Source organism: Mycobacterium sp. 236(2023) (assembly GCF_029623955.1).
In the GTDB taxonomy this organism is placed as follows: Bacteria; Actinomycetota; Actinomycetes; order Mycobacteriales; family Mycobacteriaceae; genus Mycobacterium.
Genome location: NZ_JARSBP010000007.1, coordinates 299,240 through 315,379, shown reverse-complemented (window position 1 = coordinate 315,379; position 16,140 = coordinate 299,240). Strand labels below are relative to the sequence as shown.

The 16,140-nt window shown below is 63.8% G+C and carries 15 protein-coding genes; 8 read left to right on the top strand and 7 right to left on the bottom strand.

From position 1 onward, the window contains the following. Positions 1-146: 146 nt before the first annotated feature. Positions 147-842: a FadR/GntR family transcriptional regulator gene (locus P9A17_RS26465; RefSeq protein ID WP_278041719.1), complete on the top strand. Its 696-nt coding sequence runs from the start codon at positions 147-149 to the stop codon at positions 840-842. 75 nt (positions 843-917) lie between these two features. On the opposite strand, the gene P9A17_RS26460 is transcribed toward P9A17_RS26465, so the two are convergent. From P9A17_RS26460 to P9A17_RS26450, 3 genes are read right to left on the bottom strand one after another with little or no spacing between them, the layout of a single operon-like run. Further along, the gene (locus tag P9A17_RS26460; protein WP_278041718.1) at positions 918-1,604 is read right to left on the bottom strand and encodes a response regulator; all 687 of its coding nucleotides are present in this window, start codon (positions 1,602-1,604) and stop codon (positions 918-920) included. Then, positions 1,582-2,505, bottom strand: coding sequence for an oxaloacetate decarboxylase (locus P9A17_RS26455; protein ID WP_278041717.1), 924 nt, complete (start codon positions 2,503-2,505; stop codon positions 1,582-1,584). The genes P9A17_RS26460 and P9A17_RS26455 overlap by 23 nt, the downstream gene beginning before the upstream one ends. A gap of 56 nt (positions 2,506-2,561) precedes the next feature. After that, the gene (locus P9A17_RS26450) at positions 2,562-4,169 is read right to left on the bottom strand and encodes a sensor histidine kinase (RefSeq protein ID WP_278041716.1); all 1,608 of its coding nucleotides are present in this window, start codon (positions 4,167-4,169) and stop codon (positions 2,562-2,564) included. Positions 4,170-4,321: 152 nt separating this feature from the next. Here P9A17_RS26450 and P9A17_RS26445 point away from each other — a divergent pair, with 152 nt between their 5' ends. From P9A17_RS26445 to P9A17_RS26430, 4 genes are read left to right on the top strand one after another with little or no spacing between them, the layout of a single operon-like run. Further along, entirely contained in the window at positions 4,322-5,302 is a 981-nt protein-coding gene (locus P9A17_RS26445) for a tripartite tricarboxylate transporter substrate binding protein (protein WP_278041715.1), read from the top strand. Next, positions 5,299-5,817, top strand: a complete 519-nt coding sequence (locus P9A17_RS26440; RefSeq protein WP_278041714.1) for a tripartite tricarboxylate transporter TctB family protein — start codon at positions 5,299-5,301, stop codon at positions 5,815-5,817. Before P9A17_RS26445 ends, P9A17_RS26440 begins: the two co-directional genes overlap by 4 nt. Before the next feature lies 1 nt (position 5,818). Beyond that, positions 5,819-7,483, top strand: a complete 1,665-nt coding sequence (locus P9A17_RS26435) for a tripartite tricarboxylate transporter permease (RefSeq protein WP_278041713.1) — start codon at positions 5,819-5,821, stop codon at positions 7,481-7,483. Further along, positions 7,473-8,624: an MFS transporter gene (locus P9A17_RS26430; protein WP_278041712.1), complete on the top strand. Its 1,152-nt coding sequence runs from the start codon at positions 7,473-7,475 to the stop codon at positions 8,622-8,624. The genes P9A17_RS26435 and P9A17_RS26430 overlap by 11 nt, the downstream gene beginning before the upstream one ends. Positions 8,625-9,147: 523 nt before the next feature. Here P9A17_RS26430 and P9A17_RS26425 read toward each other — a convergent pair. Genes P9A17_RS26425 through P9A17_RS26415 form a run of 3 tightly spaced genes read right to left on the bottom strand, consistent with a single transcriptional unit; the run spans position 9,148 to position 12,298 of the window. Then, positions 9,148-10,701, bottom strand: coding sequence for a tripartite tricarboxylate transporter permease (locus tag P9A17_RS26425; protein ID WP_278041711.1), 1,554 nt, complete (start codon positions 10,699-10,701; stop codon positions 9,148-9,150). After that, positions 10,698-11,264, bottom strand: a complete 567-nt coding sequence (locus tag P9A17_RS26420; RefSeq protein ID WP_278041710.1) for a tripartite tricarboxylate transporter TctB family protein — start codon at positions 11,262-11,264, stop codon at positions 10,698-10,700. Before P9A17_RS26420 ends, P9A17_RS26425 begins: the two co-directional genes overlap by 4 nt. After that, positions 11,261-12,298 (bottom strand): tripartite tricarboxylate transporter substrate-binding protein, encoded by a 1,038-nt coding sequence (locus P9A17_RS26415; protein ID WP_278041709.1) that lies wholly within the window; start codon positions 12,296-12,298, stop codon positions 11,261-11,263. The genes P9A17_RS26420 and P9A17_RS26415 overlap by 4 nt, the downstream gene beginning before the upstream one ends. On the opposite strand from P9A17_RS26415, the gene P9A17_RS26410 reads away from it, so the two are divergent. Further along, complete coding sequence (locus tag P9A17_RS26410) at positions 12,240-13,052, top strand: hypothetical protein (RefSeq protein ID WP_347403860.1); 813 nt, start codon at positions 12,240-12,242, stop codon at positions 13,050-13,052. The genes P9A17_RS26415 and P9A17_RS26410 overlap by 59 nt on opposite strands. A 13-nt stretch (positions 13,053-13,065) precedes the next feature. On the opposite strand, the gene P9A17_RS26405 is transcribed toward P9A17_RS26410, so the two are convergent. After that, positions 13,066-13,848: an IclR family transcriptional regulator gene (locus P9A17_RS26405; RefSeq protein ID WP_278041707.1), complete on the bottom strand. Its 783-nt coding sequence runs from the start codon at positions 13,846-13,848 to the stop codon at positions 13,066-13,068. A gap of 170 nt (positions 13,849-14,018) precedes the next feature. Between P9A17_RS26405 and P9A17_RS26400 the strand changes: the two genes are divergently transcribed. Beyond that, positions 14,019-15,209 carry a CoA transferase gene (locus P9A17_RS26400; protein ID WP_278041706.1) on the top strand — a complete coding sequence of 397 codons (1,191 nt, stop codon included), beginning with the start codon at positions 14,019-14,021 and terminating at the stop codon, positions 15,207-15,209. After that, on the top strand, positions 15,206-16,054 hold the full coding sequence (locus P9A17_RS26395) for a citryl-CoA lyase (RefSeq protein ID WP_278041705.1): 849 nt from the start codon (positions 15,206-15,208) through the stop codon (positions 16,052-16,054). The genes P9A17_RS26400 and P9A17_RS26395 overlap by 4 nt, the downstream gene beginning before the upstream one ends. Positions 16,055-16,140 lie beyond the last annotated feature (86 nt).

Here is a 16,140-nt window from a genome sequence, read left to right as displayed (position 1 = left end):
CCGAGTTCACTACGGCTAGACCAGTGGATCACTGGCCTAGCCAGTACACCAGTGAGCACAGTCACTGTCAACCATGAAAGTGCGCTGGCCTACAACGAGCCGGCCTGGCCTCGGAGTATTCTGTGGCCTAGAGAGTAGGTGAGTCAGTGGTAGAGCAACTGAAGCCCGTCGCCCGGCCGCGGCTGTATGAGGTAATCGTTGAGCAGCTGTGTGCCTATATGTCGGACAACGATCTGGCGCCAGGCGATCGTCTCCCCGCGGAGCGTGAGCTGGCCGCCAAGCTCGGCGTAAGTCGTGTCTCGATTAGTCAGGCGCTGGTGGCGCTCGAGGTGCAGGGCGTGCTGTCGGTGCGCCACGGTGACGGCGCCATCCTCATGCGGCGCCCGACGGAAGAGCGGGCGATCAAGGCGCTGCGTGAGCACGCCGACCGGATCCCCGACATCATCGAAGCCCGCGAAGCGCTTGAGGTGAAGTTGGCGGGCCTGGCGGCGCTGCGACGCACCGACAGCGAGATGGCCGCTATAGACGCCGCCATTGCCAAGATGGAAGAGGAAATCGGGTCGGGTGACCGCGGCGTGGTCGGCGACGAATTGTTCCATGAGGCGATCACGACCGCCGCGCACTCCTCGCTCCTGGCCAAGTTGATGCGCGAGATCTCTGGTCTGGTGCGCGAGACGCGGATTGAATCGTTATCCCAGCAGAATCGGCCGCGCGCCTCGCTCGAAGGACACAAACGCATAGCTGAGGCGGTGCGTCGACAGGACCCGAATGAGGCCGCTCAGGCGATGGCCGACCACATCACGATGGTGTCGGACGTCGCGTTGCTGCGAGCTGCTGAATAGAAGCTGTTACCCGCGTGCCGTTGCGAATTTCCCTGCACAACAGAACTATTCAGCCTGGTCCCGATCGGCGGCGCGTTAACTAGCCGATCGATACATCCGCTCCGGGCGACCGCCGCCGTATTTCAACCGCACCGTCACCTCGTTCAATTTCACCAAGTATTCGAGGTAGCGGCGCACGGTCGGCCGCGCCATGCCGGTTGCCTCGCCACAGGTCGTGGCTGAGTATTCCTCACCGTCGGCCAATGCCTTGCGCACCAAATCAAGACTCTCATTACTGAGGCCTTTAGGCGGCAGCGGTCGTTCGACATAGGTACGGCCAGGTGCGCCAGAGAAAACGGCATCGATGGTCTGCTGGTCGGCCTTGCCGCTGTCGACTCGGGACCCTGCATACTTGCGGATGCGTGCTTGTAGATCGTCGAGGTCGAACGGTTTGACCAGATACTGCGATGCTCCACCGCGAAGCGCCGCCTTGACGTATTCGGCATCGCGCTCCGCGGTGACGACGATGGCGTCCACATCGTCTCCGCGCTCGCGCAGCGCCTTCAGCACATCGAGACCGCTCATATCGGGGAGATGAACGTCGAGCAGTAAGAGGTCGGGCCGAACGGCGGCGACCATCTCCAGTGCTTTGGCGCCGGAGCCTGCTGTACCTGCGACGCGAAAGCCATCGGTCTCCGTCACGAGTTCGGCGTGGATGGTCGCCACCATAAAGTCGTCGTCGACGACGAGGACGGTCAGCTCACGCGTCGGTCCGGGCGGCATGTGCCAACGATACGGCCGGCTCTGCCTGTCCGGATCCTCTTACGAACCTCTTCTCGATCTCGAAATAGGTGTCGATGTCCATGAGCTCGTTCCACTGATCCGGCGTCGCCATCAGGTGACGGACGCTGGTGCTTTGACCCTCGTCGCGCAGCACCGCCAGGGCGCGCTGCGCAGCGGCGACCATGGAGTAACGGATGACGCCTGGGTAGAGGCCGACCGAAAAGCCAAATGTTCCGATCTCCGAGGCGTGCATCGTGGACAGCGGACCCTTCTCCTCGACCAGTGTCAGCAGGGGTGCCTTCACGATTGAGGTCACGATCTCGATATCCTCGGGCTCACGCGCGCCAATCACCAGGGCTGCATCGGCGCCAGCCTCGATCGCGCGCTGGGCGCGGCGTGCGGCGGACTCGACGCCCAGTGTGTTCGCCGCATCGGTCCGGGCGATGATGACGAAATCGGGGTCTTTGCGAGCCCACAGGGCCGCTTCGATCTTGCCGAGGTACTCGCTTTCGGTGACGACCGGGATCGGGACATCGAGAACGCCGCACCGCTTAGGGGTGACCTGATCCTCCAGCTTGATGCCTGCCACCCCCGCGGCCTCGAATTCGGCGATCGCCCGCGTCACGTTCACAGCCGTTCCGTAGCCGGTATCGGCGTCGAAGATGACCGGAATGTCAACGGCGCCTGCGATATTGCGGGCGACCTGTGCACTTTCGGTGAGTGAGGTGAGTCCGACGTCGGGGCGACCCAGCAGGGTGGCCGCGATGCCGTTGCCGGTCACGCTGACGGCCTGAAAACCCGCGGCTTGCGCGAGGCGGGCCGACAGGCCGTCGAAGACGGACGGAGCCTGCACGAACTGCGGGGAAACGAGGATCTGGCGGAGTGTCTGACGGGCGTTCACGGGTCTCCTTCGATGGGTCCGAATCAGTTCACCGTGATCCGCGCCACCTGAGATCGTCAATCTTTCGCTGACAGTTCTCGTTGTGCTCCTTGTGGTATCGGGATCTCAGCGGTGAACACAGCGCCGTCCTCGTTGCGCACGGCGACGTGGCCGCCGCGCTGTTCGCAGACGGCTTTGGCCAGGGCGAGGCCGATGCCGCGGGTGCGGTCGGCGGACTTCGTGCTGACACCGCGTTCAAAGATGGTGTGCATCACCGATTCGTCGACGCCGGGTCCGTTGTCTCTGACCTCGATGTAGATCCAGTCGGCATCCTGTTCGATGTCGATTTGGACGGCTCGATCCGGGACGCCGGAACAGGCCTCCAACGCGTTATCCACGAAATTTCCGATCACCGTTTCGAGGGTTGCCGCGAGATCGAGGCTCAGTTCACCGACGTGGGTGTGCTCAGAGATCGTCAGACCGACACCGCGCTCGGAGGCCAGACTGCCTTTGGCGATGACAAGTGCGGCCAGCGTCGGATCGTCGATACGCGAGGTGACTGCCTCAACGAACTGATTGTGGCCCGCCTGGATGTCGGTGACGTATTGGCGGGCTCGCTGCACGTGCCCGAGGCGAAGCAACCCCGCGATCGTGTGCAACCGGTTGGAGAACTCGTGAGTTTGGGCGCGCAGTGCATCAGCAGTGTGACGCGTGGTGTCGAGTTCCTGGCGAAGGCCGAGCACCTCCGTCCGGTCGCGCAGCGTCACGACCGACCCGATGACGCGATCAGCGGTACTGACCGGCATTCGGTTCAGCACGAGGGTCCGAGCGCTGGTGTCCAGGACGGCATCGGTGGCAGTGCGCTGGTCGGTCAGTGCCGTGACGACTTGAGGTGGCAGCCCAAGGGTGTCGAGTCGGCGTCCCACCGCATTTGCGGGGAGTCCAAGCAGATCGCTGGCTTCGGCGTTCACGATGGTGACGTGGTGGTCGAGATCGAGCCCGAGGACGCCCTCTTTGATGCCGTGAAGCAATGCCTCACGGTGTTCCACAAGGCCGGCGATGTCACGTGGTTCAAGCCCGAGCGTCTGTCGCTTGATGCGGCCGGCGAGCAGGGCTGACCCGAGCAAACCTAGTGCGCTGGCCACGCCGAGATAGATCAGCAGATCGGGGACGGCTGCCGTCAATCGGTCGCTGATGCTGGGGGAGTAGCGCCCGATGACGACGTAGCCGAGTCGGCTCCGGTCGTTGGGATCAAGCACCGGCACATCCGCCTGTATCGAGGATCTTCCGTCGGGGCTTTCTACGGTGCCCACCCAAGCACGTCCCGTCAGTACATCGCTGTCGCCAAAGTGCCACGGTTCACCAAGATGGTCTGGATCCTGGCTGGCGACAACGTTTCCCGCGCGGTCGAGTACCACCACGAAGTCGGCCCCTGACACCGACTGGACGCGGGCAGCGATGGGCGGGACTGAGCCGAGCGGGACGTCGCCGCGCAAGCTGGAACGCACAATAGAGTCGGTCGCGAACGTCTCCGCCAATCCGAGCAGTCGATCGCCCGCGGTACGCCGGAACTCGGTGGTGGACTGGACATAGGTGATGGCCACGACAACCGCGAGCACCACGAGGATGAGAACCGCTTGTAGCACCAGGAGCTGGCGTGCCAGGGGCAGCCGGCCAAGCCTCACTGGTCGATCGTAGGGCGGAATGCGCAGGAAACGAGCATGGTTCCGGCGATCACAACGAGCACAAGAACCGTTGTCAGCGCAAGCGTGACACTGTCTGTGGCCGCCGTCACTCTTCCTCTACGGGGTTACGCCCCATCACAAGGAGGTGCATCATGAACAAATCCATCAAGACCATGATGGCGGCCAGTGCCGCTGTGGTACTCAGCTTCTCGGCGGTCGCGTGCGGTCCTCGCGGGGGCGATTCCGCCGGAGGCGTTGACCAGTTCCGGTACATGGTCCCCAACGCCGCAGGAAGCGGTTGGGACACGACGGCGCGAACTGCCGCGAAGATCATGGAGGACGACGGGATCTCCCAGCGCATCGACGTCTTCAACGTCGACGGCGCGAACGGCACCGTCGGCCTGTCCCGACTGATGGACGACAACGGCAACGGTGAACTTGTCATGCAGATGGGCTTCGGCCTCGTCGCGGCGACGGTTTCGCAGAATTCTTCGCTGAGCTTCGACAACACCACGCCGCTGGTGAAGCTCCTTGATGAGTACCTCGCGGTGGTGGTGCCCAAGGATTCGCCGATCAACAACTACGCCGACCTCGTTGCCGCGTGGAAAAAGAACCCGCGTATGAACGTCGGCGGCGGTTCGGCTATTGGTGGCGCCGACAACGTGGCGACGCTGCGCATGGCCGAGGCCAACGGCATTCCCCGTGCGGACGTCAACTATGTGACCTTCGGCGGCAGCGGTGTCCTGCCTGCAGTCCTCGGCAACCAGGTCGACTTCGCGGTGTTCAGCGCTGTCGACGCGGTGGAGCAGGTCAATGCGGGTGAGCTCAAGGCGATCGCTGTCACCGGTGGAGAGCGCTTCGACTCGCTACCCGATGTGCCCACGCTCAAAGAGTCCGGGACTGATGTCGTCGTCGCCAACTGGCGCGGCGTGGTCGCGCCTCCTGGCGTCAGTGATGAGGCAGCCCAGGACCTCATCGAGGCTTTCGACAAGATGCATCAGTCGCAGGCATGGAAGGACGCCGTTGAGCGCAACGGCTGGGTCGATGCCTTCATGACCGGCGACGAATTCGGCACCTACCTCAACGAACAGGCTGGTGAGATCAAGAGCGCGCTTGAGGGGACCAACCAATGAGCGCGGAGGTCACCGCGCCCAAGACGACCGCGCTATCCGGCAAGTCCGAACTGGGTGTCGCCGTCCTGCTGGGCGCGATGGGCGCGATCGCTTTGGTCGATGCAGCGACTCTCACCACCAACGCAGCAACCCGTGGCCCACTCAACTCGGCGACAGTGCCGATTGTTGTCGGTCTTCTTCTGATCGGCGTGGCCATCGCGCTCTTCATCGACGTATTACGCGGCGGGCGAGGCGAAATGGAAGGCGGCGAAGACATTGATCTGGAGCAACCAACAGCCTGGGTGCCGTTCGTCGCGATCGGTGCAATCTTTCTCGCCAACGCCTTTCTGATGGAACCACTTGGATGGCCGATCACCGGCACCGCCCTGTTCTGGGGTGCGGCGACGGCACTGGGTAGCCGGCATTTGGTCCGCGATCTGCTGATCTCACTGGTGATCGCCTTCGGGAGCTACTTCCTATTCGCGTATGCACTTGGTGTCGACCTTCCGGCGGGGCTGCTGGGCGGGGTGATCTGACATGGATGCCATGAGTTCACTTCTCGACGGATTCGCCTCGGCCTTGACGCCGACCTACCTATTGATGGCGCTGATCGGCGTCCTGCTCGGCACCGCCGTGGGTGTGCTGCCCGGTATCGGGCCGGCGATGACCGTCGCGCTGTTGCTGCCGGTGACGTTTGCTCTCGATCCCACCGGCGCGATCATCATGTTCGCGGGGATCTACTACGGCGGAATGTATGGCGGCTCAACCACATCGATTCTTCTGAACACTCCCGGTGAGGCGTCGTCGGTGATGACGGCCATCGAGGGCAACAAGATGGCGAGAGCCGGTCGCGCCTGTCAGGCACTGGCCACTGCCGCGATCGGATCGTTCGTCGCCGGAACCATTGCCACCGGGCTGCTGGTGCTTGTTGCACCGTTCGTCGTCAACATCGCCCTGAGCATCACACCCGCGGACTACTTCGCCCTGATGGTCGTCGCCTTCGCCGCTGTCACGTTGGTGCTGGGAACTTCCCGGATCCGAGGGCTCGCGTCCCTGGGAATCGGGTTGTTCATTGGGCTCATCGGCATCGACGCCTCGACCGGCCAGGAACGGCTCACGTTCGGCATCCCGCAGTTGATGGATGGCATCGATGTGGTCGTCGTGGCTGTTGGCATCTTCGCGCTCGGCGAGGCGCTGTGGACGGCAATGCATCTGCGGCGCAAGCCCGGTCAGATCATTCCGGTAGGACGTCCGTGGATGAGCAAGAAGGATTGGTCTCGCTCATGGAAGCCATGGCTGCGCGGTGCGGCGATTGGCTTTCCGTTCGGGGCGATGCCGGCGGGCGGGGCAGAGATCCCGACCTACCTGTCGTATGTCACCGAGCGCAAGCTGTCCAAGCATCCTGAGGAGTTCGGCCACGGCGCCATCGAAGGCGTGGCGGGACCCGAAGCCACCAATAATGCATCGGCCGCGGGGGTGTTGGTGCCACTGCTGACACTGGGTCTGCCCACCTCGGCGACCGCAGCGGTACTGCTGGCGGCGTTCCAGCAGTACGGGATTCAGCCCGGGCCGTTGCTCTTCCAGAACGAACCGGCGCTGGTGTGGGGCCTCATCGCGAGCCTGTTCATCGGCAATACCCTGCTGCTGCTCCTCAACCTGCCGTTGGCGCCGGTGTGGGCAAGACTGCTGAGGATTCCGCGCCCATACCTGTACGCGGGCATCCTGGTGTTTGCGTCGATTGGTGCCTATGCCGCTGACGGCTCCACGATGGGCCTCTACATCCTGCTCGTGATGGGGCTACTCGGGGTCATCATGCGACGGTTCGGACTGCCGATCGTACCCATCATCATCGGTGTGATCCTCGGGCCGCGGGCCGAACTCGAGCTCAGGCGTGCACTGCAGCTCAGTGATGGCGACCCCTCGGTACTGGTGCATTCACCGTTCTCCATCACCCTGTACACATTGGTCGCGCTGGCCCTGATCGTCCCGTTAGTGTGGCGTTTTATCGCGGCACGGCGACGTGGCGACGCGCAGGAGCCAGCCGTCGCGCCGGAGCCGACGCCGCTCGACGATGACGATGCGGTTGCGACGTTCGATGATTCCTCCGGGGAATACGTCAACAAGCACCCTGACTCGGAAGGCATTGGGAAGCAGAGTGATTCGGAGGTGAAGTCGCCCGCGACCCACAGTCATGGGCGCTGACGTCGCATCGGGTGAACGGTGGCAGGCGTGGACTCCTCTGGGGGTCCACGCCCTCGCCGTTCAGGCCATCGGATTCTCGGTCCGTCCCGCTATCTCCTATGCAGCGCTGGATGCCGGTGTAGCACCGGCGCTCCTCGGATTGCTGTCGGCGAGCTACGCCATCGCCCCATTACTGCTTGCGTTGCCCGTCGGTCGCCTGGTCGATCGAGTCGGAGAAAAGCCCGTTCTGATCGGTGGGGCAGTCGTGGCCGCGCTGTCGTGCGGTGTGCTTCTGGCCGGGACACATCAACCTGCGTGGTTGATCGTCGGTCTGATGCTCGCCGGGGTCGGTCACCTGCTGTGCGTGATCGGTGAGCAGACTGCTGTCGCCAACATGGGTGGGAGTTCGGCTGATTCACGTTTCGCCGCCTACACATTCGCGTCTTCATTGGGACAGGCGGTAGGCCCGCTGCTGCTTACTGTGGGTGACGGGACCGCCGCTGGCATCCGGCCGGTGTTGCTCGCCGCTTTGGGACTGTCGGTCGTGCTTTTTGGCACATCGTTTCTGATTGGCGGGCGAAGGCAGAGCGCCGGCGAACAAGCGCCGGTTTCCGTGGGATCGCTGCTGCGGGATCGTTCGTTGCGCCGAGCCGTCGTTGTCAGCGGCATCGTCATGGCCGCTGTCGACATCACGCTGGTCTACCTGCCGGCGCTCGGTCACGAAGCTGGGTTCTCTCCGGCTTTCGTCGGATGGGTGCTCGCACTCCGCGCTGTTACGTCGATGGCAGTTCGACTCGTCACCGGACCTCTCGTGAATGCGCTTGGTCGGAGACGGATGCTCATCATCGGGATGTCCGCGTCGGCGAGTGCACTGATCGCTGTTGCCAACTGGCACAGCCATCTCGTCCTTCTGGTGAGTGCTGTCGTCCTCGGCGCGGGACTCGGCGTGTGTCAACCGATCACAATGGCTGCCGTCTCAGATCTGGCACCGTCGAATCAGCGAGGAACAGCGATGACACTCCGGCTGCTTGGCAACAGGATCGGTGTCGTGGTGCTGCCCGGGTCCATCGGGCTCGTCGCCGCATCCGCCGGTGCGTCTGGAGTATTGGGAGCCACGGCCGCGCTACTCGTCGTGGGCTGCGCAGTCTGGATGCAACGCTGACGCTAAAGGGGGCGCCGATCATCAGACCGGTCCGCTAAATCATGCTGATCTATGGGAGTTCGGTTCGCATTAACGCGGTTTGAGGGGGCATGTTTGCCAAAGCCAGTCTGACTTGTTAAGCCTCCAGTTTGGGAACAGAACTCCGCGCAACGTTCCCAAACGGGTGCAATCAGGCGGAATCGTCGAGATCTCACACCCGCACCGGCTGCACCAATGCGAAAGCGGGAGCGCGTGAAACGCCCGAATCGTGTCTCATGACGCCCCAGAGGTCGCAGGTTCGAAATCTACGCCCGCCACTGGGTGGAACGGCCCCCGGAGATCACTCCGAGGGCCGTTCTCATGGGCTGTGGGAACGGGTTTGTGAACCTAGCCGCGCGCATCAATTTGTGACGGGCACAGGTCCTCCGAAGTGCGGTGCTCGCAGGACCCGGACGTGCGCCGCGGTTAAGCAGCCTTCTGCGAGTGACCCGTGCCCTCCTCCCCGGTCACCACGAGAACAAATTGGGGACTGTGCGTTCGTCTGTCAGTCGTCATCGCCGACTGCGAGTTTGACGGAGCCTCGCGTTTCTTGGCCTTTGATTCTTTTGATGATCCAGGGGAGGTAGGGGACGAGGAATGCGATGACGGCGAGGATGAGGATGATGGCGGAGGTGGGGTGGGTGACGAAGACGCTCCAGTCGCCGTTGGAGGCGGTGAGTGCGCGGCGGAATTGGTTTTCGAGGTTGGGTCCGAGGATGGCACCGAGAATGACTGGTGCGATGGGAAAGTCGTAGAGGCGCATGAACAGTCCAACGACACCGACTGCGTAGGCGATGAGGATATCCATCGCGCTGCCGGAGACGGAGTAGACGCCCAGGGTGGCGAAGACCAGGATGCCTGCGTAGAGGGCTGGGCGTGGGATTTGAAGGACTTTGACCCACAACCGGATCAGGGGAAGGTTGAGCAGCAGCAGCATCACGTTGCCGATGTACAGCGAGGCGATGAGCGCCCACACCAGCCCGGACTGTTCTTCGAAGAGTTGCGGACCTGGCTGCAGGTTGAAGATCTGGAACGCGGCGATGAGCACGGCGGCTGTCGCCGAGGTCGGCAGGCCGAGTGTCAACAGTGGGACGAGGACGCCGGAGAACGATGCGTTGTTCGCTGCCTCGGGTCCCGCGACGCCTTCGATGGCTCCTTTGCCGAACTCGCCCTTGCCTTTTGAGCGCTTCTTCTCGTAGGTGTAGGAGAGGAAAGTGGGGATCTCGGCCCCACCCGCGGGGAGGACGCCGAACGGGAACCCGAACGCGGTGCCCCGTAGCCAGGGTTTCCAGGAGCGGCTCCAGTCCTTGCGACTCATCCAAAAGATATCCCCCTTCTGCGGCGGGTCCAGCGGTGCCAGAACGCCGGGCCTGGTGCGTCCGCGGACCAGTACGTACAAGGTCTCGCCGATGGCGAAGAGGCCGATGATGAGGATAACTTCGCTGATGCCGTCGTAGAGCAGCGGTTGTCCGAAGGTGAGCCGCGCCTGACCGGATAGTGAGTCCAGGCCGATCATGCCGAGGGTCACGCCGACCAGCAGTGCCAGCAGGCCGCGCACGAGCGAACGCCCGACGAGGGCGGTCACTGAGACCAGCGCCAAGACCATCAGGGCGGTGTAGTCGGCGGCGGTGAAGGTGACCGCGAGCTTGCCGATCGGCTTGGCGACGAAGGTGAGCAGAACGGTGGCGATGGTGCCGGCGACGAACGACCCGATGGCGGCGGTGGCCAGTGCGGCCCGTGCTCGTCCGGCTTTGGCCATCAGGTGGCCTTCCATGGCGGTTGCGACGGAAGCGGATTCCCCGGGGGTGTTCAGCAGGATCGAGGTGGTCGAGCCGCCGTACATGGCGCCGTAGTAGATGCCGGCGAACATGATGAAAGCGCCTGCTGGATCGTCGAATTGGAAGGTCACCGGCAGCAGCAGGGCGATCGTGACCGCGGGCCCGATGCCGGGCAGAACGCCGACGAGTGTGCCCAAGGTGACGCCCAACGCCGCGAGCAGCAGGTTGGTGGGGGTGAAGACGGTGGCGAAGCCACCCAGGAGATCGGTGAAAACCGTCATAGCGGCAGCAGTCCCGGAGGTAGGTAAATGTTGAGTCCATAGCTGAACAGGAAGTAGATCGCCACGGTCAGCACGAGGGCGATGACCCCGTCGCGGATGAAGCTGCGACTTCCCAGCAGCGCGGCGCACGCGCCGAACAGCACGGCGGTCGAAACGAGGTACCCGATCGGATCGATGGCATAGGCGTAGACGACCAGGACGACAAGAAGTACCCCGACGCGCAGCAGATGGTCGAACCGTTCGCCGGCCGGCTGATGCCTTCGGCCAGCCAGTGCGGCGAGGGCGCCGCCGAGGTAGGCAACCCCGAGCAACGTCCATGCGACTGCGATGACGACAGGGAGGAATCGCGGACCCTGTGGGGTCATGGTTCCTGGCACCTGCCACGCCTGCCACAGCAGCAGTGCGCCGATCGCCACGATGACTGCGCCGAGAGCGGCGGGTGCGCCGGGCGAGCTCGCGACGATCGTTGTGTCGCTTTCCATGTCGACGCCGCCGTCGGAGGAGCTCTCCGACGGGGCGGTGTCGACCTCTTTCTTCAGGAGACCGTCGTCGGAGACGTTCACAGTCCGAGTTCTCCGAGGATTGAGGCGGTCTCGTCCTGCGCTTCGGAGACGAACTTGGAGGCGTCATCGCCGGTGCGGAAATCGTCGGTCCAACCGCGTTCTTCAACCAACGTCTTCCACTGCTCGGTGTCGTGGATCTTGGTGACGAACGACGTGATGCCGTCGACCTGGGCATCGTCGAGCCCCGGTGGGGCGAAGATGGCGCGCCAGTTGACGAAGTCGACGTCGAGTCCGGCGCTCTTGAGGGTGGGCGCAGGTTGGCCGGCGACAGTGACCTCGTCGTCGGAACTGATTGCGAGAAGGCGCATTTCGCCGCCTTCGATCTGTCCTTCGAATTCCGAGACGCCGGACACCCCGACCTTGACGTCGCCGGAGAGAATGCCGGCGGTGGCCTCGCCGCCACCGGAGTAGCCGACGTAGTTCATATCGCCGGGCGTCAGGCCAGCGGCTTTGAGCATGAGCCCGACAAGGATCTGATCGGACCCGCCTGCCGAACCGCCGCCGAAGACGACCGACTTGGGGTCGGCCTTGTAGGCGTTAATGACGTCAGTGATCGTCTGGTACGGCGAGTCAGCGCGCACCACAAGGGCTTCGGCCTCAGAGGTCAGGGTCGCGATCGTGGTGGCGTCGGTAATCGAGAGCGGGGAGCCGGCCTGCTTGAGCGCGCCGATCATGACCAGGCCGCCGATCATCAGCGTGTTCGGGTTACCTTTGTCGTTGCTGGTGAGCTCGGCCAGGCCCGTCGCGCCGCCACCACCTTCGCGGTTGATGACCTCGATGCTCTGATCGGTCAGGTTGGCTTCCTGCACCACCTGCTGCATGCCGCGCGCGGTCTGGTCCCATCCACCACCCGGCTTGGCCGGCACGAGCAATTCGATTGGCCGGCTTGGGTAATTGGCTGCATCGCCGCCGCCGCCGTTCCCGCCACCACCAGGTGCGCAGGCCGCGGTCACTACGACCGTCGCGGCGGCTCCGATGACGATGGCCTTCGATGCCAGGCGACGCAGAGTCGTCGATTTGTTGACGTTCTTCATGGAGTGCTCCTCATCACAGCAGGTATGTGGCGTACGCTACACGATGGACCATCTAATGGTCTATAAAAACCACACAGTGGTCACAGCGTCAGGGCGATTTCGGGGCGATCGTGGGGAAAGGGGCTCGTCAATGGCTAAATTCGGACGTCCGGTGGCAGCGTTCTGCCGCTGTGAGAAGCAGGCACTCGAGCGGTTAGCCGGGCTCGGAACCGCCCTAGTCACTGATGCGATGGGACGATTCGGAGCGCTCGACTCACGGATTGCGGCGCAATGGCCCGACGCTCGACTTCACGGCAACGCCTTCACCGTGTGGACGCGGGCAGGGGACAACCTCGGCATCCACCAGGCCCTCGACGTGGCGGCACCCGGCGACGTCGTCATCGTGAACGGCGAACGTGACGAGGGCCGCGCGCTGATCGGAGAGATGATCGGCATCAAGGCGAAGGCTCGTGGCATCGCCGGATTTGTCCTCGACGGCGCGGCGCGCGACATCGATGCTCTCCGGATCTTGGGCGTGCCCGTCTTCGCCCGAGCCGCAACACCCGCAGGGCCCTTCAAGCATGGCCCGTTCCAGTTGTTGCAGCCCACGGCCGTCGGTGGCGTCTGCGTGTTCCCAGGGGATGCGGTCATCGCAGACCGGGACGGAGTGGCGGTTGTGGCTCGAAGCTCCCTCGACGAAACCTTGACCCGCGCTGACGAACTCGCCTCAGCCGAAGCCGACAAACGGATCGCCAACGCCAAGCCGATCCGTTAACCGCGCCAGGCGACTAGTCCAGGCCTGGTAATCCGATCTCCGAGATGGTGGCGGCAGCACGCCGCGTGAACTCGACGTAGCGCGGGACGCGGTCGTCGGTGAAACGACCGGTCGGGCCGCCCAGCGTCAGTGCGGCAACGACAATTCCGCGATCGTTGAAGATTGGAAACGACAGCCCGGTCGATCCCAGCTCCCGCTCGCCGTGCACCATCTGATATCCGCGCATGCGCCCCCCTTCGATTGCGCTGCGGAGCTTTTCGGCATACCCGGGGCCATGCGGCGAATCGGCGGCCACGTCGTCGATGAGATCGGGCATCGACATCAGAAGGATCTTCCCCGCGGCGCCCGCCCACAACGGATAGGGCACACCGAGGGGGATCACGCTGCGCACCGTCGCCGTGCTCTCGCACTGTGCCACCACAACGCGCGAAAGGCCCTGCCGGATGTAGAGATTGACCGTTTCCCCGGTGTCCGCTGAGAGCTGCCGCATCACGGCTACCACCTCGTCCGGTGGCGTCCACGTCTTACCGGCCAGCCGTACCCACCGCAACAGCGAGGGCCCCAGGCAGTAGGTCCCGTCCGGACGCACGCTCAGAACGCTGCGGGCGCACATGGTGGCTACCAACCGAACCACGGTTGTCTTGGGTAACGACGTCCCCTCGACTAGCTCCTTCAGCGACCTGGTGGGGTGCGCGCTATCGAACAGCTCGAGCAGGTCGATGACACGGGTCACGCTGCGAACACCGGCGTCACCGGACGTTGGTTTCTCGGCGGGGTCCAGTAGATCAGTGCTCATAGCACCTCGTCTCGGGAAGAAGTTGTCTCGACCACTCTACGGTTCGCCGGAACCGCTCGCGCGAAACTCGGCGCGCCACTGAAAACCGTCAGATGGATCTAGAAACCCATTGTATGGTTCAGGGTGATACAGTTGGGTCCACTGAACGCCATTTCTTGCGGAGGTCCGCCATGCATCTACTCGATGGAATTCGAGTTCTCGACCTCACCAACGTTCTGGCCGGTCCCTACGCCAGCTACCAACTCGCACTCATGGGCGCTGACGTCATCAAGGTCGAAGTCCCCGGAACCGGTGATCTTGCAAGGCAATTGGGCGCTGATGCAGAGTTGTCGGCGCAACGCATGGGCGCATCTTTCGTCGCGCAGAACGCCGGCAAGCGGTCGATCACCGTCGACCTCAAACACGGTGGCGGCAGGCAGGTCTTCGATCGGCTCGTCAGGGGTGCCGACGTGCTCGTCGAGAATTTCCGCCCAGGCGTCATGGCCCGGCTCGGGTATGACTGGGACGATCTTCGTCGTACCAATCCGAAGTTGGTCTACTGTGCCATCTCTGGATTCGGACAGACCGGTCCGATGCGGACCCGACCTGCTTACGACCAGATCATCCAAGGCCTCTCCGGTATGAGCGCCGTGACGGGCACTCCGGAAACCGCGCCGCTGCGCGTCGGCTTTCCGGTATGCGACACCCTCGGCGGGATGACCGCAGCGATGGCGATCAACGGCGCCCTCGTCGCGCGCAGCCGCACCGGCGAAGGTTCCTATCTCGACGTCTCCATGCTCGAAAGCTCACTGACCGCACTCGGCTGGGTGGTATCCGACTACCTCATCGCCGGGCGCACACCCACTGCCAATGGCAACGAAAACCCCACGGGCGCACCGTCGGCGACCTTCGCCACACGCGCGGGCTCTCTCAACATCGCCGCCAACAAGCAAGAACAGTTTGAAACCCTCTGCAAGTTGATCGGCCGTGAAGATCTCATCGACGACCCCAGATTCGCCCTGCGCGACGACCGCAAGATGCAAAGGACAGAGCTTCGAACCGAGTTGGAGGCGGCGCTGGCCGCAAAGACCGCGCGGGAGTGGGAGCCCCTCTTCAACGACGCCGGGGTACCCGCCGGGCTGGTCCTCGACGTCACCGATTCGCTCGAACTCGAACAGATCGAGCAAAGATCACTCGTGCACGAGGTTGAACTGCCCGACCGCCGGGCAAAGGTCCTCGGCTGTGGCTTCCACGTGAATGGGGAAGCCCTGCAACCAAAATCACCTCCGCCGGCGCTCGGTTCCCACACCAACGAACTACTTAGCGAGCTCGGCTACTCCGACACCGAGATCTCGACATTGAACGCGCAGGGGGCGGTATGACCACCCACGAAGCCGGCACCAGCGTCGACGACGTCACTGCCTGGTGGCGCACCGATATCAGCGACATCACCCCCGGCGTAATCCGTTACCGCGGCTACGCCATCGAGGAAATCATCCCCACGACGTCCTATGCCGGCATGGTGTGGCTGATGATTCGTGGCGAGCGCCCGTCGGACTGGCAGGAACGACTCCTCAACGCCGCCCTGGTCGCCGCCGTGGACCATGGTCCGCAGGCACCCTCAATCGCTGCTGCGCGGATGGCCGCAACGTGCGGCGTCGGCCTCAACAATGTGATCTCCACCGGCGTCGGCATGCTTGGCGACGTGCACGGCGGCGCCGGCGAGCAATGTATGGAACTCTTAACCAGCCTCTGCCAGGGATCCCAAGCTCTGTCAGACCTGCGGGCCGCCGCTGACCGTGCCGTCGCCGACTACCGCGCCAAGCGGCGCTACGTCCCTGGCTTCGGCCACCGCTTCCACCCCCGAGACCCTCGCCGTGACCCGCTGCTCACACTGGTCGCCGATGCCCGGGCCGACGGTGCCGTGACGGGCGAATTCCTCGACGCAGCATCGGCGTTGGAGGCCTCACTCGCCGAAGGGCGAAGCAAGCCGGTGCCCATGAACATCGACGGAGCCACCGCCGTCGTCTACGCCGAGCTAGGCTTCCCACCCCCGCTTGGTCGAGGACTGTTCGTGCTCTCCCGTTCGGTGGGAATTCTGGCTCACGGTTGGGAGCAGACCCAGCAGGGCGGCCGCAACAAGGGGCCCATCCCGCGCTCGCTCCTTCCTGACTACACAGGACGGAGCCCTCGAACGTTCGAAGGCAACGCGAACCCAGGCAGCTAACGCCTCACTAAGCTCTCCTGTGATCGCCCCGGTTTAGCCGGAGGCGATGCGCCCTGGGTTTGGTGGTGTCGCCATACTTGGTTTCA

Excerpts from the sequence above, each read along its gene's own strand:
- P9A17_RS26405 (WP_278041707.1), bottom strand. The coding sequence starts at position 13,848 with ATGAGCACTGATCTACTGGACCCCGCCGAGAAACCAACGTCCGGTGAC.
- P9A17_RS26410 (WP_347403860.1), top strand. The coding sequence starts at position 12,240 with ATGACGATGGCCTTCGATGCCAGGCGACGCAGAGTCGTCGATTTGTTG.
- P9A17_RS26440 (WP_278041714.1), top strand. The coding sequence starts at position 5,299 with ATGAGCGCGGAGGTCACCGCGCCCAAGACGACCGCGCTATCCGGCAAG.
- P9A17_RS26400 (WP_278041706.1), top strand. The coding sequence starts at position 14,019 with ATGCATCTACTCGATGGAATTCGAGTTCTCGACCTCACCAACGTTCTG.
- P9A17_RS26395 (WP_278041705.1), top strand. The coding sequence starts at position 15,206 with ATGACCACCCACGAAGCCGGCACCAGCGTCGACGACGTCACTGCCTGG.
- P9A17_RS26435 (WP_278041713.1), top strand. The coding sequence starts at position 5,819 with ATGGATGCCATGAGTTCACTTCTCGACGGATTCGCCTCGGCCTTGACG.
- P9A17_RS26415 (WP_278041709.1), bottom strand. The coding sequence starts at position 12,298 with ATGAAGAACGTCAACAAATCGACGACTCTGCGTCGCCTGGCATCGAAG.
- P9A17_RS26460 (WP_278041718.1), bottom strand. The coding sequence starts at position 1,604 with ATGCCGCCCGGACCGACGCGTGAGCTGACCGTCCTCGTCGTCGACGAC.
- P9A17_RS26430 (WP_278041712.1), top strand. The coding sequence starts at position 7,473 with ATGGGCGCTGACGTCGCATCGGGTGAACGGTGGCAGGCGTGGACTCCT.
- P9A17_RS26425 (WP_278041711.1), bottom strand. The coding sequence starts at position 10,701 with ATGACGGTTTTCACCGATCTCCTGGGTGGCTTCGCCACCGTCTTCACC.
- P9A17_RS26445 (WP_278041715.1), top strand. The coding sequence starts at position 4,322 with ATGAACAAATCCATCAAGACCATGATGGCGGCCAGTGCCGCTGTGGTA.